The following is a 21,912-nucleotide window of genomic DNA, read 5'->3' as shown; positions in this document are numbered from 1 at the left end:
TCTACACGCTGCCCAGCCATTGCTTCGTGCGCCCGGGATGGTTGGTTGCGACCCAACTGACCCCGAGCTCACGACACAGGTCCACATCCGCCTTGTCGTCGACGGTCCAGCAGTACGTCGCGCGCCCCGCCGCGGCAGCTCGATCGACCAGATCGGGATGTTCACGCAGCGCCTTGATCGACGGCCCGATCGCCGTGGCGCCGACAGCCGTCGACGCACCACCGCCGAGGTACCGCGACGCGTCACCGAGCAGGACCGTCGGCAGCAGCGGCGCCGAACGACGCACTCGCCAGACGGCAGTAGCCGAGAAAGACATGACGACAGCGCGAGAGTGGTCGGCCGACGGCGGCGACGCGATCCCGAAGCGGTGCAATTCTGCGAGAAGTTTTGCTTCGACCAAGCCGCCGAACCGCACGGGGTGCTTGGTCTCGATGAACAGCTTCACCGGGCGCGCGAAATCCAAGGCGAGGGTGATGAGGTCGGAGAGAGTCAGCAGTTCGGCCGGTTCGCTCGTCGACCCGTAGTCCAGAGCGTTCAGCGAGTCGAGCGTCATCTCGCTGACGATCCCCGTGCCGCTGGAGGTTCGGTCGACCTTGCGATCGTGAACGCAAACCAGGTGTCCGTCGCGGGTGAGCCGGACGTCGCATTCGAGCCCGTCGGCGCCCTCCTCCAGAGCCAACTCGTACGCGGCGAGGGTGTGCTCGGGCAGCGCAGCCGACGCACCTCGGTGCGCAACGACGAGTGGACCGCGACGATCTGGACTCACAGGGCAGCGGTCTCCTTCTCTTCCAGCACCGATTTCTTTTCCAGCACCGATTTCTTTTCCAGCACCGACTTCTCTTCCAGCACCGAGCGCGGCACTGGCACCCATCGGGTTTCCGATTCGGGTTCGCCGCGCCAGCTCTTGCGCTCGATCCGGCGAATCACGACGAGCGTCAACGCCGCGGTGACGGCAGCGACCAGTGCGATGAAGGCGTTCAGCAGTACCCCGTCGGCCATTGCCTGAATACCCGGGCGTGATCGCCAGTACGCGTTGACCACCAGCAACAGAGCGCTGAATCCCCAAAAGCCCCACCAGATCTTCACAAGCAGTGTTCCGCGCGGATCGCGGCGGACCAACTCGAGGACATAAACGGCCGGCATCACCAGGTTGAGGATCGGCACAGCGCAGCCGACGACCACTTCCGACGCTGTGCGCGGATCGGATTCACGGGCACCCGCGAAGTGTTCACGACGCCGACGAAGCAGCCAGCACACAGCGGCGATTGCCGCGAAGACGGAGATCAGCAGTCCACCCAGCTGAGTGAAGTAGACGGCAGCGTCGGAGACCGTGAGCAGCCACTGCGGGATCAGCGTGGTGCGGTTACGCACCAGGATCGCGTATCTGCCCAGTTCGGCGAACACAGCCAGTCCGTAGAAGATGGTCGCGAGCGTCAGCAGCGGCCCGACTCGGTCGGCCATGCGGTCCGCACGCGAGGGCGGCACCGGTGCGGTGTCGACGACGTCGTGGAGTCCCCACTGCGGGACGGCGTCGTATCGCGGCGTGGCGAGGTTACGACGCACTGGTGCGTCCCCCACTCCGCGTGGATCGGACGGGGAACGCGCGATCCAGCGGAAGCCACGACGGTTGGGCGGTTGGTAGATCTCGGTGCGGGTGGGGATGAGGAGGACGCCGCTGCAGCGCGGGCACCACTGCGTTGGGCCGCCGAGGACGGGCCAGCGCGCGGCGCATCGGGCGCAGACCTGAACGACACTCACAACTTCGATTCTGTCACGCCGTATCGGTAACGGCAGCAAATGGATTCACTCCCGATTTGTGATCGAACCTCCACCCCGTTCACCTGCATTGTTCGAATAATGTGACCTCCGCCACTTAAAACCTTGAGTTATCCACAGTTTCCACAGGTTCATCCACAGTTCTGGATGAATGAAACGGGCTTTATCCACAGGTCACGGGCAAGACCCTGAGAATTTGCTGACAGGTGTTAGCGAACGATGCACAGGCTCGAGGATGAATTTGACACCGCAGGTCAGTGAACTTTTGGGCGTCGGCGTCATTTATCCCGGCAAAGTTCACAATGCATTCAGAAATTGCTCCCGAAAAGACAGAAAAGACCGTTATCCCCTTTTTGTCGAAGACCGGTTTTGACACACCTGGAAGCATGGCCGTCGATGACTTCTCCACAGCCCGAGCCAACTCTGACGTTCACCCCGAAACGGGTCGCGCAACTCGCGTTCGTGTTGATCGGATGTCAGCTCGTCATTCGTGCCTGGGTTGCCGCGAGCAATTACTTCTACTGGGACGACCTCATCTTGATGGGCCGCGGAGGACGCTTCCCTCTCTTCTCGAGCGAACTCCTGCTCTACGACCACGACGGTCACTTCATGCCCGCGGCCTTCTTCTTCACCGGGTTGATCACCCGCGTCGCGCCGTACAACTGGGCGCTGTCGGCGGCACTGCTCGTCATCGGTCAGGCCGCAGCGTCGTTGGCGCTTCTGCGCACTCTTCGGTTGGTCCTTGGTTGGCGACCGGCGCTGTTGATTCCGCTGATGCTGTATCTCTTCGTCCCGCTGACGCTTCCGGCGTTCTCGTGGTGGGCAGCCGCGCTCAATGCGTTGCCGCTCCAGATCGCGCTGGCCTGGGCATGCGGCGACGCAATCAAGCTGTACCGCACCGGGCATGTGCGCTACGTGTTCTCGGGCACCGCGGTTTTTGTCGTCTCCTTGCTGTTCTTCGAGAAGGCGGTGCTCGTTCCGTTCGTGGCACTCGCTTTCCTGGTGCTGTACTTACGCACACAAGGTGAAGGAACGCCGATACGAAGTGCGATCACGAAGTGCCGACTCCTGTGGACGGCCTGCGCCGCCGTGCTCGCGATCTGGATTCCGGTGTATCTGACCACTGTCGAATCACCGATCACCGGATACGGCCGTTCGATGTCCACCGAACTGCTGCATCACGGCACGTCTTTGGGGATGCTTCCCACTCTTCTCGGCGGCCCCTGGCGCTGGGAGCGGTGGATCCCCAGCCCCGCCTGGGCCGATCCACCGACGGCCTTGGTAGTCGCGGCCTGGGCCTTGCTGCTGACGACGGTCGTGATGACAGTGCGTGCCCGACGCGGCGCTGCCTGGATCTGGGCCTCCGCCACTCTGTACTTCCTGGCCTCCGTGGTGGCGATGACCGCTACCCGATCCGACGCCGACACCACCTACGAGTTGGCGCAGACCTTGCGTTACTTCACGGATTCGGCGACGGTGTTCGCCCTCGTCGCCGCCCTGATACTCGCTGCGCCTCGGCGGCGTCCGTCTCGGATACCCGTCGCAGTCGCCGCTGGGTTGTCGGCGCTCTTCGTTGTCAGTTCGCTCGTCTCGACCGTCACGTTCGTCGACATCTGGCGCGAGAACCCGACTCGCGACTACCTCGCGAATGCGCGAATGTCGTTGTCACAGAATCAGGATGCTCCACTGCTCGAGCAACCCGTCGCGATCCAGGTGCTCCTTCCCGTCGCCTTTCCGAACAATTTGGCAAGCAACGTTTTCGCGCCGCTGCCTGATCGCCCCGAATTCTCTTCCAGCACTCCGATTCTGCGCACCATCGACGACAGTGGCCAGATCGTCGATGCCGAAGTGACCTGGACGAGAAGGATTCTCGAAGGGACGACACCGAACTGCGGCACCCGTGCCGAAGGCCCGACCGAACTACCCCTCGACGGTCCCTTGGCCGGCTGGGAATGGACGGTTCAGCTCAATTACCTCGCGAGCGCCGACGGAACGATCGATGTTGCGTTGGAAGCCGGCGACGCAGTATCCGTACCCGTGACGCAGGGTTTGCACTCGGCATTCGTGCGCCTGGTCGGCCACGGAAACAGCGTGAAGATCACGCCGACAACGCCGGGACTGACCCTGTGTTTCGGCGCCGGACAAGTCGGTGCCGTCGTCCCGACCCAGTGAAATAGTGGCAGAGTAGAAGTCATGGAGCTGCGTATATTCACCGAACCCCAGCAGGGCGCTACCTACGAACAACTACTGACTGTTGCCCAGATCGCCGAAAAACTCGGCTACGGCGCATTTTTCCGCTCGGACCACTATCTCGCCATGAATTCCGACGGCCTTCCCGGACCCACCGACGCATGGATCACGCTCGCCGGAATCGCCCGCGAAACGTCCACCATCCGCCTCGGCACTCTGGTGACGTCGGCTACGTTCCGTCACGCCGGTCCGCTGGCCATCTCGGTCGCACAGGTCGATCAGATGAGTGGTGGCCGCGTGGACCTCGGCATCGGTGCCGGCTGGTACGAGGAAGAGCACCAGGCGTACGGCATCCCGTTCCCGGCGCTCAAGGATCGCTTCGAACTGCTCGAGGAAACTCTCGACGTCGTGACCGGCCTGTGGCGTACGCCGGTGGGCGAGACGTTCGATTACGACGGTAAGCACGTGCAGATCAAGAACTCTCCCGCGCTTCCCAAACCGCACCAGGTCGACGGTCCGCCGATCCTGATCGGTGGCACGGGCAAGAAGAAGACTCCGGCGCTCGCCGCTCGGTTCGCGAACGAGTTCAACATCCCGTTCAAGTCCCTCGAGGAAACGAAGGACATCTTTGCGCGGGTACGTCAGGCTTGCGTCGACATCGAGCGTGATCCGAACGAATTGGTGTACTCCAACGCTCTCGTCCTGTGCTGTGGCCGCGACGAGGCGGAGATCAAGAAGCGCGCCGAGGCTATCGGACGCGACGTGGACGAGCTACGTGAGAACGGTCTGGCCGGAACGCCTTCGGAGCTGGTCGACAAGATCGGCACTTTCGCCGAGGCCGGTTCACAGCGCGTGTATCTGCAGACTCTCGATCTCGCCGACCTGGATCATCTCGAACTCGTCGCAAGCGAGGTCATGCCCCAACTGCAGTGAGAAATGGGCCGGGATCTACAGCGCGTTCGCGTCGAGGAACGCGCGTAGGTCTCGGTCCCACTGGGCCGAGCGGGACCGGTCGAGAAAAACCCGCACCAGCATGAACGCGATGACCAGCAAGGACATCACGCTGAACCAGGTGAAAACCCCGGTCACCACGGCTGCGACGTCGGCAGCGCTCTGAGTGATCGGCGCTACGGTCTTGTCGCCCTTGTCGTTGACGTAGATAGAGATCTCGGTACCGGCCGGCGTCGTGGAGTCGACGGTGATGTCACCCGTGTGAACCTGACCGTTCCAGTTCCACTGCGCGCTGGCCATTTCGGTGGTCGGCGCAATGTAATCGGCTGTCGATGCGGTGGTCTGCGTCGAATCTGCGGTCGTCGTCGCCGTGATGCTGTGCAATTCGGCGGATTGTTTGGCGATCAGTGCGTTCTGGCTCGAGGCCGTCGCAGCGCCCGCCCATACTGCGATAGGCAGCAGAAGAATCGCGAAAATGATCAGACCGAAGGACATGAATCCTTCGATCCGATCACTGCGGCGAACCATCGGATCGTGGCCTACATGAATGGTGCGTCGGAGCAGCGACGCAGTTCCTCGCGTACTACCTGACATTATGAGCTCAGTTCTCTCGACGACACACTCTTACATCGAGATTCCCTTTGTTTCGATCTAGTTGCAAGTGTTAACGAGCTGAATCACATGTGTCCTCCAACACCTGTTCCAGTTATTCGCTCGGCGGAAGGATGTCCGTCTGCGCCGGGACCTGGTCCTGACGGAGCAATCCGACCGGGCAACTGACGCCGGTGGCATGCACCGGGCAGTAACCGCCGGGATTCTTCGCCAGATATTGCTGGTGGTAATCCTCCGCGTAGAAGAAGTCGCGCAGCGGACCGATTTCGGTGGTGATCGCGCCGTATCCGGCTTCGGCAAGTCGTTCCCCGAAAGCGACAGCCGACGCATGAGCGATTTCTTCCTGCTCCGCGGACGTCGTGAAGATTGCCGACCGGTACTGCGAGCCCTGGTCGTTACCCTGACGCATCCCCTGCGTCGGATCGTGGTTCTCCCAGAAGTGCGCCAGGATCTGCTCGTACGAGATCACTGCGGGATCGAAGACCACCAGCACCACTTCGGTGTGACCGGTACGGCCGGAGCACGTCTCTTCGTACGTCGGATTGGGAGTGAAGCCGCCCGCGTAACCCGCAGCAGTCGTGTACACACCGGGAAGCTGCCAGAACTCCTTCTCCGCACCCCAGAAACAACCCATGCCGACGACGACGGTCTGCAGTTCGGCCGGAAACGGCGGCGTCAACGGATGCCCGTTGACGTAGTGCGCGGTAGGTACCGGCATTTTCTGCTCTCGCCCGGGGAGAGCGTCCTCAGGCTCGATCAGCGTGGATTTTGCGGACGCTCGTCCCAGAATGTCGTCGTACCAGCTCATGCTTCGATGCTACGCGCGAGCGACTGTTTCGCCACGCCGTGATCGCGCGGGCGCCCGGCAGTTCCACCCACCGGTAGCCGATTTCTGCTACCGCGGCCGTGGCCAGAAGGAATAATGCAAACGCCAGCGTCGGTCCGACGTATAGAACAGTGTTCTCGACGACGCGGTACAGGATCAGCGTGTGCACGAGATAGATGACGTAACTGCGCGTCGAGAGCCACGTCACGACCGGCCAACGCGTCGGGACGCCGTCGTAGCGGCCGATGAGGACAACCGCTGCGGCGACTACCGAGATGGTCCACAGATAGTGCTCGCCGGCCCAGTACACGCGGAACTGAGTCGCCACGATGATGACGTGCATCTGGACGAGGACGGCGACGATCAGCCAGCGGCCGGGAGCGAGCTTCGCCCATGCGAGGTACATGATCTGGCCGAGGAAGACGGCAGGCAGCGTCGCGGCGATCTTGGACAGCATCGGCACGGTGTACGGCAACGGCGCGTAGACGTTGTAGAGCAGAACCAGTGAGCAGAGCGCACCACCGGCGAGCGGCATGACGATCGGGCGCAGGCGCAGTATCGGTCGAGCCGCGACGCAAGCGAGATAGAAGAGGAATTGGACGGTGAGAGTCCAGGTCACTCCGAGAACTGCCACCTCGGGCTTGAGAAAGAATCCGCCGAGAAAAAAGCTCATCAACGCTTCGGTATCGGAAATACCTTCCTGACCGCTGAACATTCCGTTGATTCCGAGTCGGACCAGAAGAATGGCAATCGCGGTTGCCACCCAGAATGCGGGCAGCAGTCGACTGAATCGGTTGGTCAAGAACTTTCCGGGACCGTCGCGAATCGCGGACCGCGTCACCAGAGCACCTGTGAGCATCATGAATACCGCGACGCCGACAAAAGAGAGATGTTGGTTGAGTTCGGCCGGCTCGATCAAAACGCCGTAGACGACGTCGATCACCCACCAACCCGAGCCGAGATCGTCGATGACGTAGAAAGAGATGTGGGAGTAGATCACGGCGGCAACCGCCAGGGCTCGCAGCAGGTCAGCGCCCGGAAGATTCACCCGAGGCGCGGCCGCCTCTGGTGATTCCGGGAGGAAAACTGGTGCGGGCATCGCGCAAGTTTAAGGTTCCGTTCACCTTTACGACGAATTTGCGCATATTAGCTTACCCTTAGATCGGACTGAGTTCGGTTTCCCGAACTTTATTCTTTGGTGATTACTACCTGAGCCGGACTGTTGCGGACGGTGTACGAATGTTATTGGGTGGAAACCCGAAGAATGATTTGCACATACGCGAGTGACGTCACGCCGTGACCGGTGATCGACGCACTCTAAAGCACCAGGGCTCACCAGCCCGCAAAGAAGGGACCCTCGTGTCTGTTTACACGCTGCCGGAACTCCCCTACGACTACGCAGCCCTCGAGCCGCACATCTCGGGCAAGATCATGGAGCTGCATCACGACAAGCACCACGCGGCTTACGTTGCCGGTGCCAACGCTGCACTCGAGAAGCTGGCCGAGGCTCGTGAGAACGACACCATCGCAGCGCAGGCCAACCTGCTCGAGAAGAACCTGGCGTTCCACCTCGGTGGCCACACCAACCACACCGTTTTCTGGAACAACCTCAGCGCTGACGGTGGCGACAAGCCCGAAGGCGAACTCGCCGCAGCGATCGACGACAACTTCGGTTCGTTCGATCTCTTCCGCGCTCACTTCTCCGCGAACGCCAACGCCATCCAGGGCTCCGGCTGGTCCATCCTCGCGTGGGACTCGATCGGACAGCGTCTGATCATCGTCCAGCTCTACGATCAGCAGGGCAACATCTCCATCGGCCTCACGCCGCTGCTGCTCCTCGACATGTGGGAGCACGCTTTCTACCTCGATTACCAGAACGTCAAGGGCGACTACGTCAAGGCATTCTGGAACATCGTCAACTGGAACGACGTTTCGGCTCGCTTCGACCGTGCACGTACCCAGACCGCAGGTCTGATCGTCTAGTCACGTTCTTCTTGCGAACGGCGGCGCCTCACCAGGGGCGCCGCCGTTCGTGTCAGCAGAGCACCACCGAGCAGAACCGTCGTCGCTCCGAAGACCAATGCCAGTGTGCGAGTTCCGGAGTCACCGCTGCTCGCGCTGGTCTGATTCACAGCCACCGGATCCGACAGCACCGAGGTCAGCTGAACCTGCTGCGGAGTAGTCATCGCGGGAATACCGGATTTCGCCCCGTCGAGGCCCGTGACCAATGACTTGGCGATCCCTTGCAGCGTCGTGAATCCCTGGGTGATCTGATCGGTCACGTCACCGAGCATCTGCGGCGCCTGATCGGCGATCGGGATGAGGCCGTCGTTCAACTGTCCGGCAGCACTGCTCAGTTGATCGCTCGCGCCTTGCAGCTGCCCGACAGCGGTGCGGACTAGATCACCGAGCTCCGTATCGGGTCCGACGGAGCCACCCAACAGCGCCGGAACGGTGCCCAATTGCGCATTCAGCGCACCGAGATCCGAACTCACACCGGCCAGTTGCGCTGTCACGTCAGGCGGGATCGGAAGGCCGTTCAGCGCAGTCTGCAGCGTGTCGATTCGTGTCTTCAGTTCCGCGGTTTGCGACGACGCCTCCCCCAGCGTCAGGCCCAGTGAGTCCGCGCGCGTGGCCAGCTCTTCCGCCGATCCCGACGCCTGATCGACAACGCCGGACACCTGATCCGCGACGCTCATCAGCTCCAACGCCCCAGACCGTGCGGTCTCGAGGTACGGCAGCAGAGTGCCTGCGCCTGCTTTCACCTGATCGATGGACTTTCCGGCCTCGTTGGTTCCGGCGACCAGAATCTGTGCGGTGGTGAGGTTTTGATCGATCGAGCGTCGGGCCGCCGACGTCTGAGCCAGCAGCCCCTTGATGCCGTCCGCGCCGACCTGCGCCGATACGGCCCGAGTCAACTCGGCCGACTTCTCCGAATCCGAGCCCTTCACCTCGAGGTCGACGCTCGCCTGCCGTGGATCCATGCCGAACATCGACGCGACGGTTTCGCTGAAGTCTTCCGGCACCGTCAACGTCGCGAAGTAGTTGCCGCCGGGGTTGTCGACCACCTGGAAGTCGAAGTCTTCGTTCTTGCCCAGGGTGTCCACCAGCGTCTCGCCCGCCCGAAGTTCCTTGCCGTCGAGAGTGGTTCCGGCGTCGGCGTTCACGATCGCGACGGTGTTCGAGGTGTCGGCACCGCCCGCGAAGATCACGAACCCGATCCCCGCCACCGCAGCCGCGACGATCGCGGCCACACCGCCCACCGCCAGCCGTCGACCGAGGCGTGACGGCCGGCGGTGGGAGTTTTCGGTGGTGTTCTCGGCGCTCATGGGCGAGACGATAAAGCAACAACTTGTAGAAACACTGAGAGCCCTAGTGTGCGGGCGTTGCCGGCTTTTCGGGCTCCTCGGGTTCCTCCTTCGGCATGTCCCGAGGCCCACTGATCAAAATGTCCGCCCAGCGTGTGGCCGGGTCGATGTCGAGCAGGACGGCCTTCACCAACAACGACAGCGGGATCGCCAGCAGCGCTCCGAGCGCCCCGAGAACCCACGACCAGAAGACAAGTGAGAGGAACGTCATCGTCACCGACAGCCCGACGGCGTCACCGACGAACTTGGGCTGAATGATGGACTGGATGACGAAGTTGATGACGGAGTAGACGACGATCACCCACAGCATCAGCCACGGCCCGCCCTGAAGGAGCCCCAGTAGCGCCGGCGGAATCACACCGATGACGAACCCGATGTTGGGGATGTAGTTGGTGATGAAGGACAGCAATGCCCACAGAACGGGTAGCTGAATGCCCATGAGCCACAGCGCGCCACCGTCGAGTACCGCAACGATGAGGCCGAATACCGTCGAGACAACCAGGTACTTGCGGGTTCCGGCGGCAAAGGTGGAGAGCGCGTAGGAGATTTCGGGACGTTGCTCGGACAGCACGTGCAAACGCGAGCGGATGCTCATGCCGTCGAAGGCCATGAACAGCAACAGCGCGAGGATGAACACCAGATCCGACAGAATGCCGAGCAGGCCCTCCAGTCCGCTTTCGAGTACGCCCACCACCTTCGTGAGATCGATACTGCTGAGCGTGCTTTGAATCTGTTCCGTGCTCACTCCGAAGTCGGCCAACTTGTCGCGGCCCTCGTTGAGGAGATTGGTCATCTCCTCGGAGTACTGCGGCAGGATCGTCGCCAACTGGGCTGTCGACACGATCAACGACGCCGCCAACCCGAGCAGAATCAGGTACACGGTGACCAGTGAGCCGAGCATTCCAACCCATTTGGGCCACCCACGTCGCTGCGACCAATCCTGAATGGGCTGAACGGCAATCGTCAGCACCAGCGCAAGGAACACCGGCCCGAGGATGCCACCGAACACCTTCATTCCGCCGACGGTGACCACGGTGGCCGCGAGCCCCAGGAGGACGATCAAACCACGAGGGATCGACCAGTTCTCACTGCCGGACAGCGTGGGGATCGGAGCGGGAGCCGCGACGGCCGGCTTTCCCTTCTTAGAGAACACCGGCTTCCTTTGCCCGGCTCCTGATCTGGAATGCACCCACGATCATGAAGAGGCCGAACAAGATTGCGTACCAACCCAACAACCAGATGAGGCTGATGATGCCCTCGCCTGGCGCGATGAGGAGAATGATGCCGAAAATGACCGCGAGCACCGATGCGGCGAGCAACCAACCCCAACTGGATCCGGGCAGCGCCTTCATCTTGAAGGCGCCGACAATTCCGAAGATTCCGAACATGATGGCGTAGAAGGCAATTATGTACAGCAGGACCAGCGCAGTGATGCCGGGCCAGACCAGCGCGACGATACCGGCGCCCACCGAAACGACGCCGGTGAATACCCACCATCCCCACGAACTCAGGTGTTCACGGTCCCTGATGGCCCGAACGATCGTGATCAAGCCGTCGGCAACGGAGTAGATGCCGAACAGGAAAACCAAGGCCACCACGGTGATTCCCGGCCACACGAGCGCGATGATTCCGAAGATCACGCCGAAGATTCCGCGGATCAGGATCATCCACCAGATCTCTTTGCCGTACTGCACGAACGGGTTCTGCGTGACCATCAGTAGCCTCCGAAGCAAGCGGGTGTCTCTGACCGATTCAACAGCTCTTCAAACAGGGCAATACCGACAGATCGTAGGGCGAGCGTGACCTTTCCGCCCGTCGAAACGCGCGGCTGATACCGAGTTGTGCTCTTCGGGTACGAAGCGAGAGGACCTTCAGCCTGCTTCCCGGATATTTGCTTCCCGAATACCGGGCGCGGTCCACGATCCCGAGAGGACTGCAGCCTTCGGCCAGTACAGGCGCAGAAAAACGTTGAAGTCACCGGACGGGGCCGGCAGCCAGTTCCGCTCCTTCTCGCCACCAGGTGATTCGTGCTGGAGGTAGATGTCCAGGGAACCGTCGTCGGCAAACACCAGATCGCTTCGATCGCCGATGGCGTATCGGTCGATCGGGTTGTCCACGAAGAACTGTCGCTCGTTCATCATGGTGAGCGACCAGAATCCCTCGACCGGCGGCAGCTCGTCCTTCTCGAAATGCAGTACGTACTTCTTCGTGCCGGTCAGCGGCTTCCCGTCGACGTCCGTGGTGGCGTGCGGGTACACGGCATCAGCGTCGAGGTTGGCCCCGAAACCGAGCCAGACGATCAGAGCACGCTGAGCGTAATGAGTTCCGTAATGCCCCAAGCCGCGGTGCATCGTCCACCCGTTCTTCGGACTGCCCTCGGCCTCTTTGGCGATCTCGCTGAGCACGTCCATTCCGGTTCGCGCCGCTCGGTCGAGCGCATCACGCACCTCTTGCGGACGCGACTTCCAGGGCAACGAGGAGCCGATTCCTATGTCGGACAGCTGTTTCATCATCTCGGTGTCCTCCGGACGCGGAGGATTGTCGTCGAGAAGTGCATCGAGAGTGGTGAAGAAGGCCTCGCCGTCCATTGCGGCCACCTGGTCCACCGGCGGTGTGCGCGTGTCGACGGCAGGGTTCACCGGCACTTCCCCGGGCGTGTAGTCCTGTGGGTCACCCGTCCACTCCGACAGAGGAGTAAGTCGCGTCCGGTCCTGCAAGCTGTGCACTTCTGCCAGATCCGTTCCCCCTGAGGTCGCGTAGCGAGCGACTATCCAGTTCATCGCCGTCGGAGAACGCAGCAGCGTCAAACCCTTGGGCACGTTGCCTTTCCAATCCGGCCCGGCTACCAGATACGGTCCTCCGGTCCGCCCCACCGTCCGAGATCCCGGCACCGTGAACACGTCGCTCCACGCGTCGAGGATGGGTACAAGCCAGTACCGCGTGCCGAAGTCCGGCAGTGAGAGCACCTGCGGTTCCGTCGACACGTCCAACCAGCCCGACGAATAGAGAGTGTCCGCATTGGGTGAGACGACATCGGTGAAGGACGCGTCCGGCGTCGTTCGCGCGTAAGCGAACTGGTTGAGCGGGGCTTTCATCGCCACCGGCGAAGGCACCGCCGTCATGACATCCCGCGATACTGCCGCAATCAACAGTGGATATCCGAAGATCCACGCCTGCGTCGCCAGGTCTTCCAGCCGAGAACGGTTCTTCGACAGAGTCATGCCTGCGCATACCACCGCCCTCACCAGCGCAAACCTGGCTGGCACTCTCCCTGTCTTGTGTGCCAGTACCGAATGGGTGCATATTTCGATTACCCAACGAGGTGTGCCGGACCGACGCATGCGCGTCTGCCCGAGATTTGCCCCAGCACCGAGGGAGGAACAGAAATGAACAGAAACGAAGCAATAGGCATTTCTCCGTTCCAGGCAGCCGGATCGTTGCAGGGGTTCGTCATTTCCGGTCGTTGGCCGGACACAACTCAGGAGTGGGCGCAGCTTCTCGCATTGGCTGTCCGAGTGGCCTCGATGCCGGGTTTGTTGCCGACGACGACGGTCTTCGGGGTTCGCGAGGACGTTCCCGAGGACCCGCAGCCGGGCACCGTGGGTCTGGTGGTTGCCGAGGGGCCGGTGCTGGGCGATTTCGCCCTGACGCCCGGACGCTTCTCCGATCATCAGCCACCGGCACTGATCATGCTGCACCCACCGTCGGAAACTACGCCCAGCCTGCCGGAATGCGAGGGCAGCGCATCGGGATGTGTACTACTTCCCGGCCTTCCCTACCTGGGTTTGGAGCATCGGGCGGCGTGGGTCGAAGCAGAGCCGGACGGCACTGTCGTCTCCATGATCAGTCGCGTCGGCATCGATCCGATCAGCGATCCCGACACCGCTGTTTTGGCCATGCTCCTCGCTTCGTGACGGTCTCGGTAAGCGATAAGTTCGGACTCCCAAACTTGCTGTGCGCTTTGCCAATTCGCTTCGACCGCGCTAACGTAAGTGGCAACGAAGGGGAGTAGCCCCCAATCGCCTGTGTCGACATACTGGTTCGACGCGCTCCGTCATGTGCGGATCGCGAAGCACCCGGCCTGGCGAACCGAAGGTCCTGAGGCCTCGGTGGGCGAGACCTTCGGCCGGACAAGCGCACCCACTGCGCCTGCCCAGGCCGGAGGCTCGCATTTTTCCTCCGACCCACACCGACCGGAGGAGTTAATCTTGCTTGCCGCAATACTTTTGAGTTTCGGCGTCATCTTCGTCGCGGAACTCGGCGACAAGTCGCAACTGATGGCAATGACGTTTGCCTTGCGCTATCGCTGGTGGGTTGTTCTCGGCGGTATCACCGTCGCCACCACTCTTGTTCACCTGGTTTCGGTCGCCGTGGGCCACTACCTGGGCGTCGCGCTTCCGACTGCGGCAATCTCCATCGTCGGCGGTATCGCGTTCCTGATCTTCGGCCTCTGGACCCTACGCGGTGACGATCTCACCGACGACGAGCAAAGCAAGGCCGGTCGCGTCACGCGATCCGCCTTCATTGCCGTCGCCTCGGCCTTCTTCCTGGCAGAACTCGGCGACAAGACCATGCTTGCCACCATCACCCTTGCGACCGACAACGACTGGATCGGCGTCTGGATCGGGTCGACGGTAGGCATGGTGGCGGCCGACGCTCTCGCCATCATCGTCGGCTCGGTGCTGGGCAAGCACCTTCCGGATGGATTCATCAAGATCGGCGCCGCGGTGCTGTTCTTCGTCTTCGGTGTCTGGCTTCTGCTCGAGGGCATCTTCCCGGACTCGTCGGCCGGCATCGTCGGCGGTGGCGTTGTCCTGGCCGTGTCCGTGGTGGGTGCACTGGCTCGGATGATCTGGAAGCGCTCCCGTGCGACCGATACCGATACCGATACGCACCTCGTCGACGACAACCGGACCCCGATCGACTGAGACTCAACGAAGCATGTCGCCGGCACCCCAAATCGCGACCGGCACATGACCTTCTGCCACCCCGCTCGGTCCGAGCAGCTGCCCGAACCGTTTCATCGGGTACAGCGAGACACGTCGATCGAGGATCCGCACATTACCGATTCGACGTAGCCGATCCTCGAGGACAAGACTCTGTGCGAGGCTGCTCAGCCACACGCTGATCAACATGTTGGCTGTTCCGGTGGTCGCCACCAACAGCCGGGTCTCCGGCCAACTCGACACGAGTTGGCCGAGTTCGTCGGTGGAGCCGTCCACAGCGACGTCGAAGATCACTTCGAACGGTGAGCCGACGGCCTGTTGGGAGACATCGCAGCGAAAAATCAACTGGTGCGACGCGGTCAGTTGCGCCAGGCGCCGTCGTATCGCGGTCTCGTTCGTTTCACAGATCGCGGCCAGGCGCGCATAGCTGGCACGTCCGTCGCGGCCGAGCGCATCCAACAGGGCACCGTCGGACTGGCGGAACACTGCCGGTGCCTCCGCCGCCTTTGTCGATGCCGGTGCCAGCTGAGCGCGACCGGCTTGCCCCAGAGCCCCCGGCTCCCAACTGAAGCCGTCTCGGTACACCTTCACCCCGACCCGGCTTCTGATCGACAGAATTCCAGGATCAGCAGCAAGGTGCTCACACACCAAAGCGTCCAAACTCTTCTGATCGGCGGCCACCACACCGACGAAGTACTCGAATTCGCCTTCCGTCCTGGCCAACAGATAGGCACAGGACAGTTGACGTAACCGCTCCCCCACCTCGGCAACCGAGTCCTGGGTGGCACTGATCATCAGATAGCCGAAGATGTGGGCTCGCCCGATGGCAACCGCGTTCACCCAGGCATGGCCGTCGGCGACGAGACGACGCCACCGCCGGGCGATCGTCGTCGAATCCATGTCGAGTACCGACGCCAGCTCGGTCCACGACGCGCGGGGGTTGAGCTGAAGTGCATTGACGATCTCCAGGTCAGATTCCGCGATCACAAATGTGTCGGATTCCGGCTTCATCGGTCCAGTATTGCCGGATTGCTGCATTCTGACTGTTGATCACTGCGCATTTGCCAAAGATATGTGAATCACTTCACAGGTTCACGTTTGGAGGCTCGGTGCTTCGCTCCACGAAAGTCACGGTTGCGCTGCTGTTCGTCGCCTACGCGATCGACTACATAGACCGGCTCGCGATCAATCTCGCTCTACCCCTGCTCGGTGAAGAGTTCGATCTCGACTACTCCCAGCGCGGATTGATCATTTCCACGTTCTTCATCGCGTACACCTTGGCCCAGCTGCCCGGTGGACTGCTCGCCGATCGATACGGCGCAGTCCGGATGGCACTGATCGGATTGGTGGCATGGAGTGTCTTCACCGGCCTCACCGCCCTTGCGTGGTCCTTCGGGACGCTTCTGGTTGTTCGCTTTCTCTTCGGACTCGCGCAGGGCGTGTTTCCAGCCGCCGCTGTGAAGCTCGTTGCTGAACGCAGCATCCCGGAGCAACGGGCCACTGCCACGGGCTGGATGAACAGCTCCAACGCGGTCGGCACACTGCTCGCCATTGTCGTTGCGGCAGCACTCCTCCCGTTGATCGGCTGGCGTGGGATGTTTCTGGCCGTCGCGGTGCTCGGAGTACTGTCGCTCGTCAGCATCAAGTTGTGGCTTCCGCCCGCACTGCCGGCGGAGATCGACCGCGGTCCGGATTCCTCGTGGAGCAACATGCGCACCGTGCTTCGCTCACGAGCGATGTGGCTCTTCGCCTTGATGTTCTTCGGGTACGACTTCGTGATCTGGGGAATGTCGTCCTGGGTTCCGTCCTACCTCCACGACGAACGTGGAATCGCCCTCTCGAGCGCAAGTCTCCTCCTCATCCCGGCAACGGTCGTGGCCGCCGTGACCACGGTCATCGGGGGGCGGATCTCGGATCGGTTGGCAGGCAACAGTCGTATCGTCGTGATCCCGTCCATGCTCGCGTGCATAGTCATGCTCGCGTCAATACCCTTCGTCTCCAATACAGCCTTGTTCGTCGTTCTCGTCACCCTCGGATCTGCCGCTGCCTCTTTCGCTTTCATGCCGTGTTTTGCACTACCACTGCGGGCCCTGCCCTCGTCGGTGGTCGGGGCAGCCTCGTCGATGATCATTTTCGGCGGCATGGTCGCCGGAATAGTCGCGCCGCTCGTGTTCGGATTCATCGTCGACCATCTCTCCTGGTCAGCGGCATTCGTATCGCTCGCGCTCGGGCCCGTCGTGGCGATCATCGCGGTTATGGCAGCACCACAGACCCGCGAGAAAATGCTGGACCTCGTTCAACTGAAAATCGCCAACTGAACACCACCATCGAAAGAAGATCGACCATGAACCAACTGCTTTCGAACCTTGAATTCGGAGACCCGTCGCGGCTGCGAACCGTTGAGCCGCACTGGTTCGATCTGTACCAGGACCTGCATGCACACCCAGAGTTGTCCGGTGACGAAACTCGCACTGCTGCAATCGTTGCCGAGGAACTTCGGCGAATCGGCGGCTGGGACGTCACTGTCGGGGTCGGCGGTACGGGTGTCGTCGGAGTACTCACGGGGAGCAGCGGTCCGGTGATCCTGCTGCGCGCCGACATGGACGCGTTGCCGGTAGCAGAAGACACCGGTCTGTCCTACGCCTCCAAGACGGATGGCGTGATGCACGCATGTGGACACGACGTCCACGTAACCGCGCTACTTGCCACGTGCGCAGCGCTTTCCGCGGATCCGGCAGCGATCACGGGGACAATCGTTGCCGTCTTCCAGCCTGCCGAGGAGACCGGCTCCGGCGCTCGTGCGATGGTCGACGACGGAATCTTCGACCGCTTCCCGCGACCGGACCTCTGCCTGGGCCAACACGTGGGGCCGACTCCTGCGGGGATGCTGGTCAGCAAACCCGACATCTTGATGGCCGCATCCGACACGATTCGAGTGGTCTTTCACGGCCGCGGTGGCCATGCGTCCTCGCCGTACGCATGCATCGACCCCTTGTTGATGGCAGCATCTTTCGCGCTGCGCATTCAAGGTCTGGTCGCTCATGAAGCGGCAACTCCGACAGCACCCGTGCTCACGGTCGGAGCCTTGCACGCCGGCACAGCTGCGAACATCATCGCCGACGACGCCGAACTACTGCTCAGCCTGCGAACTTTCAACGCATCGTCGCGCGAACACATGCTCGAATCGGTGGGACGGATCGCTCGTGCAGAAGCGGACGGAGCCGGCGCCGTCGAACAGCCGGACGTTCATGCGTACAACGGCTTTCCGGCTACGGTCAACACTCCGGACGCAACGTCCACGGTGATGTCGGACCTACGCCGGGCCGGGTTGGGAATGTACACTCTGCCGCAACCGCTTTCAGGCAGCGAGGACTTCGGCGTCTTCGGCACTGCCGCCCAATGCCCTTCCGTATTCTGGCATTTCGGCGGGACCGCGCTTCAGAGTTTCGACGAAACTGCCCTCGCCGCGCTCGCCGAGGGGCGGATTCCTCCCGGCACGCCGTCGAATCATTCACCGCGCTTTGCGCCCGATCCGTCCGCGGCTCTACCCGAAGGTGTCACGGCCATGACTGCCGCCGCGTTGGGTGCCCTTGCACGAAGCGCGTGATTCCTACCGACACCCCTCCAGGGAGATAACGTCATGACAGACGAACTGCATTACCTCAGCGCCACCGACGCGATTGCCCACTTTCGCACGCGAGAACTGTCTCCGGTCGAACTGCTACAAGCAGTCGTCGACCGAACGGAGAAGTTCGAACCGCATATCAATGCTTTCACCGAAGAGATGTTCGACGAGGCACTCGCCGGCGCTCGGGAGGCAGAGCGCCGCTACGGCGGCCAAGGACCAGACCCGCGGCCGCTGGAGGGAATTCCGGTAGCTGCCAAGGAAAAACACGCTATCGCCGGAAGGTCACTGACCGAGGGCTCACTGGCTGGGCGCGGCAACATCGCCCGCGAGAACGCGCCGGTGATCGATCGAGTTCTGGCAGCAGGCGGCCTGATCCATGCCCGCACGACGACGCCGGAGTTCTGCGTTGCGGCGTTCACCCACTCTCCACTGTGGGGGGTGACTCGTAATCCCTGGAACCTCGAGTACAGCCCTGGCGGCTCCTCCGGAGGAGCGGGCGCCGCACTGGCCGCCGGAACTACCACTCTGGCAACAGCATCCGATATCGGTGGGTCGACTCGCGGCCCGGCGGGTTTCACCGGCACCGTCGGCCTCAAAGCGTCGTACGGACGCATTCCCGGGGTCGCCCCGCTCTCCATGGATTCCTACCGCGGCGACGGTCCCATGGCCAGAACTGTCGACGACGCGATTCTGTTGGCCAACGTTCTGATCGGGCCGGACCCGCGTGATCATTCTTCGCTGAGGCCGGCGATCACGCTGCCGCACGAGTACCCGTCGGTCGAGGGAATGCGAATTGCCCTGTGCCTGCGGCTCGGTGACTTCCCCATCGAACCTGACATCGAGGCGAATACACGGGCGCTCGCGCAGTCGTTGGTCGACGCAGGAGCGATCGTCGAGGAGATCGAACTGCCGTGGACTCGCGATTCGATGGCGGCAGCGGTGAAAGTGCATTTCGGAACGATCATGGGGGCATCCGTCGCGGAAGTTGCTCGCGCCCACGGTGATCTTCTTGCCGATTACACGCTCGACAATGTCGCGATCACGTCGAAGGGCGCTGCGGAAATGTCATTTCTGGACGGCCTTCGCAAGGAAACGCAGATGCAACGAGAGCTCGCCGAGGCAATGGCTCCTTTCGATGCGCTGATCTGCCCGACCTCCGGCACCATCGCCTTCCCGGCAGGCGAGTCTTTGCTCGACGGCCTCACTGTGGCGGGCCAGCACGTGAACACCACCGCCGAAGCACTTCTCACGTTGCCGTTCAACGTCGCCAATCGGTGCCCCGTATTGGCGGTACCCAGTGGACACGCACACAACGGCGTTCCCACGGGCGTCCAGATCGTCGGCCACACCTACGACGAACCGACCGTGTTCCGGATCGGCAAAGCACTGGAGAAGATCCGCCCGTGGGCATACACCGAGAAGCATCAACCGAGACTGGATGTGGTGACGCCGGCTTCCTCTTGATCGCTGAGGAGGTCAGAGCTTGGCTCTGATCTCCTCGGCGATCGGCTGGAACTGCTCGAGGAACGTCAGGGCCCAACCGAATGACGCGACGCCCTCGTAGTCGAACGAATACACCTGATCGTTCTTGACGGCGCGCAGACGCTGGAAGATGGTGTCGTTCGCCAACTTCTCGTCGATGGGACCCTTGCCACTGTTGGTGATGATGACGTCGGCCTCGTCGAGCAACTCCAACTGCTCCTTCGGGAACCACTCGTTGCTGCCGGCAGGGATTGCGAGTGAGCGGTCGTTGAACTGGAACCCGGCTTCGCTGATGACCGTCGTCTGATACTTGGTCGGCGAGTACAGCGAGAAGCCACTTTCCTCGAAGTACGTGGTGTAGACGACCTTCACCTTGCTCAACACATCAGCGTTGTCGCTACGGAACTTGGCGATCCGCGCCTGGTAACGATCTGCCAACTCCTGAACCTTCGCGCTCTGGTTGAGCGCGTCCGCGACTCCGAGGGCGCGCTCCTTCCACGCGTACTGCCCGTCTTCGGCAAAAACCGCGGTCGGGGCGATCGACCGGATCTGCTCGTAGAGATCCGGGTTGTTCTCCGACAGCAGGTTGGTCATCACGATCAAGTCGGGAGACAAAGCCGCAATCGCCTCGGCGTTCGGCTCGTACCAACGCCCCACCTTCGGGAGGGACCGCAGCGCAGACGCGTACGGTTCCGGGACACCGTCGGCGTTCTCGTAGTCGACCGGCAGTCCGACGGGAGTGAATCCGGCGTCGAACATCGCGGGGCCCGTGTAGTAATCGGCGCTGACCACCCGTTGCGGATTGGTGGGAACCTCCATCTGGCCAAGAGCAGTGTTGATGGTGCGCATCGAGCCCTCGGCAGATTCACCGGAGCTGGTTCCACAGGCCGTGAGCAATCCGATCCCGGCCAGCGCGCCGGCCCCGAGAAAACCTCGCCGGGTCAGTGCAGCGGTGATGCGAGCGAACTCGGCATCGGTGTCGGATGTAGGTAGGAGAAGTGATGTCATGAAAGTGCCTCCAAGGCGCCGGATTCGAGTTCGCTGAGCCAATTGATCGCTGTGCCGTAGTCGGTGACCTGCGTGCTGATTCCGAATGACTGCCCGGACGCGATCGCAGGAATGCGGCTCCACAGCGGGTTGGCGAAGATGGATTTCATTCCCGCAGAATCGGTTCCGTCGGGTTGCTTGGGGTAGATCACCACGGTGACGTCCCGCAGCATTTCGAGTTGTTCGAAGGGAAAAGCCTCGAAGCCGGTGGACGGATTGAGATCAGGGACGAACTCGCCGCGGGTCACGTCGAGGTCGGCGAGCATCGCTCCCGTGACGCCGGTCGGATACAGAATCGAGAAGAGTCCTTCCGAGCCTCCGATTGCGACCTGGGCCCAACGGTTGCCCCGAAGCTGAGCGGAGTATTCGGTGCGGATTCGCTCCTGCATCGCCTGGTATTTCTCGCGGTTCGATGTCAGAGCCGAACCCTTGTTGACCGCGTCTGCCACTCCCTCGGCGACGGTGCGCCAGTCCGATCGATTGCTGCCCGAATACACTGCTGTAGGAGCAATTTTCGAGAGCTCGCGGAACATGTCCTCGTCGATCTCGTAAGCATCGCCCACGATGAGATCGGGCGCAGCAGCGACGACCGCTTCGCGGTTCACCTCGAGAAAGACCCCCACTGAGGACAAACCGTCGACGAACTTCTGCTGCGCGGGCGTGAACTGGTCGATGTACGCGCTGTAGTCGAGCGTCGCCACGGGTTGGGCGCCGACGGCCTGCAGCTGCCACGGAGTGTTGTACGAGACGGCGACGATGCGCTGCGGATCGACGGGAACGTCCACGGGGCCGTAGTGGGTCTGCACCGTCCGAGTTTCGCCGTCCGCACCGCCACCGGCGTCCCCGCTGCTACATCCGGCAAGAGCGAGCATGGACAGTGCGGCGGCACTTCCGCCGAGAAAGCCGCGACGAGTCAGTGCAGCGGTGATGCGAGCGAACTCGGCATCGGTATCTGGCGTCGGTAACAGGAGTGGTGTCATGGGTTTCCTGACGGTCTTCCGAATTAGGGCTACCTAAAATTACTCTCACCTGCGCTGTTTCGGTGAAGCATCATGGCCAACCACTATTTCGATCGAGCCATGGATA

At 62.1% G+C, this 21,912-nt stretch carries 20 protein-coding genes; 8 read left to right on the top strand and 12 right to left on the bottom strand.

Annotation, left to right across the window (positions count from 1 at the left end; translation table 11 throughout):
- Nucleotide 1: 1 nt before the first annotated feature.
- Together ABWI03_RS21310 and ABWI03_RS21305 are read right to left on the bottom strand one after the other, a co-directional pair.
- Nucleotides 2-766 (bottom strand): glycerophosphodiester phosphodiesterase, encoded by a 765-nt coding sequence (locus ABWI03_RS21310; protein WP_095969452.1) that lies wholly within the window; start codon nt 764-766, stop codon nt 2-4.
- Nucleotides 763-1,758, bottom strand: coding sequence for a DUF4328 domain-containing protein (locus ABWI03_RS21305; protein ID WP_298774493.1), 996 nt, complete (start codon nt 1,756-1,758; stop codon nt 763-765). The genes ABWI03_RS21310 and ABWI03_RS21305 overlap by 4 nt, the downstream gene beginning before the upstream one ends.
- A 414-nt stretch (nt 1,759-2,172) precedes the next feature.
- Between ABWI03_RS21305 and ABWI03_RS21300 the strand changes: the two genes are divergently transcribed.
- Both ABWI03_RS21300 and ABWI03_RS21295 read left to right on the top strand, forming a co-directional pair.
- Entirely contained in the window at nt 2,173-3,948 is a 1,776-nt protein-coding gene (locus ABWI03_RS21300; protein WP_296554438.1) for a hypothetical protein, read from the top strand.
- Between the two features lie 21 nt (nt 3,949-3,969).
- Nucleotides 3,970-4,899: an LLM class F420-dependent oxidoreductase gene (locus ABWI03_RS21295; RefSeq protein WP_298774495.1), complete on the top strand. Its 930-nt coding sequence runs from the start codon at nt 3,970-3,972 to the stop codon at nt 4,897-4,899.
- A 15-nt stretch (nt 4,900-4,914) separates the two neighbouring features.
- On the opposite strand, the gene ABWI03_RS21290 is transcribed toward ABWI03_RS21295, so the two are convergent.
- The 3 genes from ABWI03_RS21290 to ABWI03_RS21280 form a co-directional block, all read right to left on the bottom strand.
- The gene (locus ABWI03_RS21290) at nt 4,915-5,511 is read right to left on the bottom strand and encodes an Rv1733c family protein (RefSeq protein ID WP_235171010.1); all 597 of its coding nucleotides are present in this window, start codon (nt 5,509-5,511) and stop codon (nt 4,915-4,917) included.
- Nucleotides 5,512-5,623: 112 nt separating this feature from the next.
- Nucleotides 5,624-6,337 (bottom strand): peptide-methionine (S)-S-oxide reductase MsrA, encoded by a 714-nt coding sequence (gene msrA / locus ABWI03_RS21285; protein ID WP_298774501.1) that lies wholly within the window; start codon nt 6,335-6,337, stop codon nt 5,624-5,626.
- Nucleotides 6,276-7,454 carry an acyltransferase family protein gene (locus tag ABWI03_RS21280; protein ID WP_166810272.1) on the bottom strand — a complete coding sequence of 393 codons (1,179 nt, stop codon included), beginning with the start codon at nt 7,452-7,454 and terminating at the stop codon, nt 6,276-6,278. The genes msrA and ABWI03_RS21280 overlap by 62 nt, the downstream gene beginning before the upstream one ends.
- Before the next feature lie 260 nt (nt 7,455-7,714).
- Between ABWI03_RS21280 and ABWI03_RS21275 the strand changes: the two genes are divergently transcribed.
- The gene (locus tag ABWI03_RS21275) at nt 7,715-8,338 is read left to right on the top strand and encodes a superoxide dismutase (protein ID WP_003944189.1); all 624 of its coding nucleotides are present in this window, start codon (nt 7,715-7,717) and stop codon (nt 8,336-8,338) included.
- Here the strand turns inward: ABWI03_RS21275 and ABWI03_RS21270 are convergent.
- From ABWI03_RS21270 to ABWI03_RS21255, 4 genes are all read right to left on the bottom strand, one after another.
- Nucleotides 8,335-9,684: a YhgE/Pip domain-containing protein gene (locus ABWI03_RS21270; RefSeq protein ID WP_235171009.1), complete on the bottom strand. Its 1,350-nt coding sequence runs from the start codon at nt 9,682-9,684 to the stop codon at nt 8,335-8,337. The two genes, ABWI03_RS21275 and ABWI03_RS21270, sit on opposite strands and share 4 nt — an antisense overlap.
- Nucleotides 9,685-9,727: 43 nt before the next feature.
- Nucleotides 9,728-10,876 carry an AI-2E family transporter gene (locus ABWI03_RS21265; protein ID WP_095969445.1) on the bottom strand — a complete coding sequence of 383 codons (1,149 nt, stop codon included), beginning with the start codon at nt 10,874-10,876 and terminating at the stop codon, nt 9,728-9,730.
- Nucleotides 10,866-11,438 carry an HdeD family acid-resistance protein gene (locus ABWI03_RS21260; protein WP_095969444.1) on the bottom strand — a complete coding sequence of 191 codons (573 nt, stop codon included), beginning with the start codon at nt 11,436-11,438 and terminating at the stop codon, nt 10,866-10,868. Before ABWI03_RS21260 ends, ABWI03_RS21265 begins: the two co-directional genes overlap by 11 nt.
- 156 nt (nt 11,439-11,594) lie before the next feature.
- On the bottom strand, nt 11,595-12,944 hold the full coding sequence (locus ABWI03_RS21255) for a DUF1254 domain-containing protein (protein ID WP_235171007.1): 1,350 nt from the start codon (nt 12,942-12,944) through the stop codon (nt 11,595-11,597).
- A 165-nt stretch (nt 12,945-13,109) separates the two neighbouring features.
- Between ABWI03_RS21255 and ABWI03_RS21250 the strand changes: the two genes are divergently transcribed.
- Both ABWI03_RS21250 and ABWI03_RS21245 read left to right on the top strand, forming a co-directional pair.
- Nucleotides 13,110-13,637 carry a hypothetical protein gene (locus ABWI03_RS21250; RefSeq protein ID WP_003944138.1) on the top strand — a complete coding sequence of 176 codons (528 nt, stop codon included), beginning with the start codon at nt 13,110-13,112 and terminating at the stop codon, nt 13,635-13,637.
- Nucleotides 13,638-13,931: 294 nt separating this feature from the next.
- Nucleotides 13,932-14,651: a TMEM165/GDT1 family protein gene (locus ABWI03_RS21245; RefSeq protein WP_124566883.1), complete on the top strand. Its 720-nt coding sequence runs from the start codon at nt 13,932-13,934 to the stop codon at nt 14,649-14,651.
- Nucleotides 14,652-14,654: 3 nt separating this feature from the next.
- Here the strand turns inward: ABWI03_RS21245 and ABWI03_RS21240 are convergent, their stop codons facing one another.
- On the bottom strand, nt 14,655-15,680 hold the full coding sequence (locus tag ABWI03_RS21240) for an Lrp/AsnC family transcriptional regulator (protein ID WP_298774510.1): 1,026 nt from the start codon (nt 15,678-15,680) through the stop codon (nt 14,655-14,657).
- 98 nt (nt 15,681-15,778) lie between these two features.
- On the opposite strand from ABWI03_RS21240, the gene ABWI03_RS21235 reads away from it, so the two are divergent.
- Genes ABWI03_RS21235 through ABWI03_RS21225 form a run of 3 tightly spaced genes read left to right on the top strand, consistent with a single transcriptional unit; the run spans nt 15,779 to nt 19,761 of the window.
- Nucleotides 15,779-16,987: an MFS transporter gene (locus ABWI03_RS21235; RefSeq protein WP_095969440.1), complete on the top strand. Its 1,209-nt coding sequence runs from the start codon at nt 15,779-15,781 to the stop codon at nt 16,985-16,987.
- A gap of 26 nt (nt 16,988-17,013) precedes the next feature.
- Nucleotides 17,014-18,276, top strand: coding sequence for an amidohydrolase (locus ABWI03_RS21230; protein ID WP_298774513.1), 1,263 nt, complete (start codon nt 17,014-17,016; stop codon nt 18,274-18,276).
- Nucleotides 18,277-18,309: 33 nt separating this feature from the next.
- Nucleotides 18,310-19,761, top strand: coding sequence for an amidase (locus ABWI03_RS21225; RefSeq protein WP_235171001.1), 1,452 nt, complete (start codon nt 18,310-18,312; stop codon nt 19,759-19,761).
- Between the two features lie 12 nt (nt 19,762-19,773).
- On the opposite strand, the gene ABWI03_RS21220 is transcribed toward ABWI03_RS21225, so the two are convergent.
- Together ABWI03_RS21220 and ABWI03_RS21215 are read right to left on the bottom strand one after the other, a co-directional pair.
- Nucleotides 19,774-20,787 carry an ABC transporter substrate-binding protein gene (locus ABWI03_RS21220; protein ID WP_095969437.1) on the bottom strand — a complete coding sequence of 338 codons (1,014 nt, stop codon included), beginning with the start codon at nt 20,785-20,787 and terminating at the stop codon, nt 19,774-19,776.
- Entirely contained in the window at nt 20,784-21,806 is a 1,023-nt protein-coding gene (locus tag ABWI03_RS21215) for an ABC transporter substrate-binding protein (protein ID WP_298774517.1), read from the bottom strand. Before ABWI03_RS21215 ends, ABWI03_RS21220 begins: the two co-directional genes overlap by 4 nt.
- Between the last annotated feature and the right edge of the window lie 106 nt (nt 21,807-21,912).

The sequence above is a fragment of the Rhodococcus baikonurensis genome (assembly GCF_040489275.1).
Taxonomy (GTDB): domain Bacteria; phylum Actinomycetota; class Actinomycetes; order Mycobacteriales; family Mycobacteriaceae; genus Rhodococcus_F; species Rhodococcus_F baikonurensis.
Note: the sequence above shows the minus strand (reverse complement) of the source record. Positions and strands in the feature narration are given on the sequence as shown.

Excerpts from the sequence above, each read along its gene's own strand:
- ABWI03_RS21225 (WP_235171001.1), top strand. The coding sequence starts at position 18,310 with ATGACAGACGAACTGCATTACCTCAGCGCCACCGACGCGATTGCCCAC.
- ABWI03_RS21270 (WP_235171009.1), bottom strand. The coding sequence starts at position 9,684 with ATGAGCGCCGAGAACACCACCGAAAACTCCCACCGCCGGCCGTCACGC.
- ABWI03_RS21300 (WP_296554438.1), top strand. The coding sequence starts at position 2,173 with ATGACTTCTCCACAGCCCGAGCCAACTCTGACGTTCACCCCGAAACGG.
- ABWI03_RS21295 (WP_298774495.1), top strand. The coding sequence starts at position 3,970 with ATGGAGCTGCGTATATTCACCGAACCCCAGCAGGGCGCTACCTACGAA.
- msrA (WP_298774501.1), bottom strand. The coding sequence starts at position 6,337 with ATGAGCTGGTACGACGACATTCTGGGACGAGCGTCCGCAAAATCCACG.
- ABWI03_RS21250 (WP_003944138.1), top strand. The coding sequence starts at position 13,110 with ATGAACAGAAACGAAGCAATAGGCATTTCTCCGTTCCAGGCAGCCGGA.
- ABWI03_RS21220 (WP_095969437.1), bottom strand. The coding sequence starts at position 20,787 with ATGACATCACTTCTCCTACCTACATCCGACACCGATGCCGAGTTCGCT.
- ABWI03_RS21280 (WP_166810272.1), bottom strand. The coding sequence starts at position 7,454 with ATGCCCGCACCAGTTTTCCTCCCGGAATCACCAGAGGCGGCCGCGCCT.
- ABWI03_RS21255 (WP_235171007.1), bottom strand. The coding sequence starts at position 12,944 with ATGACTCTGTCGAAGAACCGTTCTCGGCTGGAAGACCTGGCGACGCAG.
- ABWI03_RS21260 (WP_095969444.1), bottom strand. The coding sequence starts at position 11,438 with ATGGTCACGCAGAACCCGTTCGTGCAGTACGGCAAAGAGATCTGGTGG.
- ABWI03_RS21215 (WP_298774517.1), bottom strand. The coding sequence starts at position 21,806 with ATGACACCACTCCTGTTACCGACGCCAGATACCGATGCCGAGTTCGCT.
- ABWI03_RS21290 (WP_235171010.1), bottom strand. The coding sequence starts at position 5,511 with ATGTCAGGTAGTACGCGAGGAACTGCGTCGCTGCTCCGACGCACCATT.
- ABWI03_RS21230 (WP_298774513.1), top strand. The coding sequence starts at position 17,014 with ATGAACCAACTGCTTTCGAACCTTGAATTCGGAGACCCGTCGCGGCTG.
- ABWI03_RS21240 (WP_298774510.1), bottom strand. The coding sequence starts at position 15,680 with ATGAAGCCGGAATCCGACACATTTGTGATCGCGGAATCTGACCTGGAG.